Raw genomic sequence first — 1,982 nt, forward strand, 5'->3', positions numbered from 1 at the left:
CCGATCTTGTATTTCATTATTTATATTAAAATAACCTATATTCAAAAGCGAGTTCTATTTTTCTTTTATAAGAAAGTTTTGTGTAAAGCGGGGTTGTAAGGGCATGGCGTCTGATGCCCTTACGTTAAAATCAATTAAAATCTAAAAAATATTTCGTTTGAAGGTTTAAAAAGAAATATTTAAAATAATTTATGTGGTATTTTTATTATTTTCTCATAGGCAATTCTCTTTTCCCCAACATCAGGCTCTTTATCTAAATAAATCACACCACAATAACTGAATCCATTTTTTTCAAGGAACTTTTTCATTGGCTCATTGTTTTCATGCGTATCTGTTTTTATACTGAGCATTTTGTTTTTTATGCACTCTTTTTCCGAAAATTCTAATATCTTTGTTGCGATTCCTTTATTCTTTATTTCAGAATCAACTGCCAGTCTATGAATTACAATATAATCATCGGTTGTTATCCATTTTCCTTCGATTTTAGAATATGGTTCTTCCTTTTTAGGTGACAATACAATAGTTCCGACAATTTTTTCAGAAATTTCTTCTAAAACATAACTAATCCCATTTTTCACATCATTTTCAATAACTTCTCTATCTGGATATCCTTTTTGCCATTGATCTAAACCAAGTTTTCTTAGTTCAATTTTTGCTTTTTCGATGATTTCTAAAATTCTGTCCACATCATCAAAAGTTGATTTTCTAAAATTCACAAAAAATCCTCCCTTTCATAAAATTTAAATAATCACTTTTTAAAATTCTGTAGAATCTTGTTGATACAGTAACTTTCTATTTTTAATATAAGAGAACTTGGCTCACATAGCAATGTTACTCAAATTTTATAGTTTTTATTTTTTATATTTGCCAGTCAATTTCCTTTTTTCCCAGCTCTTTCAAAATATCATTAGCTTTCTTAAAGTGTCCACAGCCAAAAAATCCACGGCTCGCAGATAATGGGCTTGGATGAACACTTTCCAGAATATAGTGTCTATTTGTATCAATAAAAGCTTTCTTGCTTTTGGCATTATTTCCCCAAAGTATGAAAATTATTGGCTCTTCACGTTCATTCAAATATTTTATCACGTTATCTGTAAAAATTTCCCAGCCTATTTTTGAATGTGAGTTGGCATTTCCAGCGATTACAGTAAGTGCAGTATTTAAAAGCAATACTCCCTGTTTTGCCCATTTTTCAAGAAATCCATTTTTACTCATTTTATAGCCAAATTCATTTTCAATTTCTTTATAAATATTTTTTAGGGAAGGTGGCAAGGCAACTCCCTGCTTTACAGAAAATGCCAGTCCATGTGCCTGATTTTCGCCATGATACGGATCCTGTCCCAGAATTACAACTTTGCAGTCCTTATAACTAGTTAGCTTAAATGCAGAAAAAATCTCATTTTTATCAGGATAAATTGTTTTTGTCTTATATTCTTTCACTAAAAATTTTCTCAAATCCAAATAGCAATTTTTTTCAAATTCTTTTTCTTTTTTAAAAATTTCATCCCAGTCATTTCCGATATTAACCATTTTCCCATCATTCCTCTCATTAAAAATTCAAATCTTATTTCACAGTCAAATTTTCCTAATTCACAAAAGGATTATAGAATCTTCCACCATTTATTTTTATAAGTACAATTGAAATAATTACGAATATTGCTGTTACAAAGATTGCTATAATATCTGGCATTTTCATTTTTCTTGCCTGATACCATGTTCGCTTTTTTCTTTTTCCAAATCCTCTTAAAATCATTGCATTGCTTATAATATCTATTTTTTCTATGCTTGAAAATATTAATGGCATTAATGTATAAGATATATTTTTTATTCTTGTTATTAATTTTACATTTTTGGAAATATCTATTCCTTTTGCCTGCTGTGCCTTGCTAATTATGACAAAATCCTCCTGAACTGTCGGAATGTACCTTAGTGCAATTGAAACTGCATAGGAAAATTTATATGGCACTCCTATTCTATTCAAC

General features: G+C 29.4%; 3 protein-coding genes. All 3 read right to left on the reverse strand.

All coding sequences use genetic code 11. The features are described from left to right. Positions 1-179 precede the first annotated feature (179 nt). A complete protein-coding gene (locus tag Q0370_RS01995; protein ID WP_299571399.1) occupies positions 180-716 on the reverse strand; it encodes a GNAT family N-acetyltransferase in 537 nt (178 codons plus the stop codon). A 142-nt stretch (positions 717-858) separates the two neighbouring features. Further along, positions 859-1,530 (reverse strand): uracil-DNA glycosylase, encoded by a 672-nt coding sequence (locus Q0370_RS02000; protein WP_299571402.1) that lies wholly within the window; start codon positions 1,528-1,530, stop codon positions 859-861. Positions 1,531-1,585: 55 nt separating this feature from the next. Then, on the reverse strand, positions 1,586-1,982 hold a 397-nt coding region (locus tag Q0370_RS02005), incomplete at its 5' end, for an energy-coupling factor transporter transmembrane protein EcfT (protein WP_299571406.1).

Origin of the sequence: uncultured Leptotrichia sp., from assembly GCF_938036635.1 — a bacterium.
Taxonomy (GTDB): Bacteria; Fusobacteriota; Fusobacteriia; order Fusobacteriales; family Leptotrichiaceae; genus Leptotrichia; species Leptotrichia hongkongensis.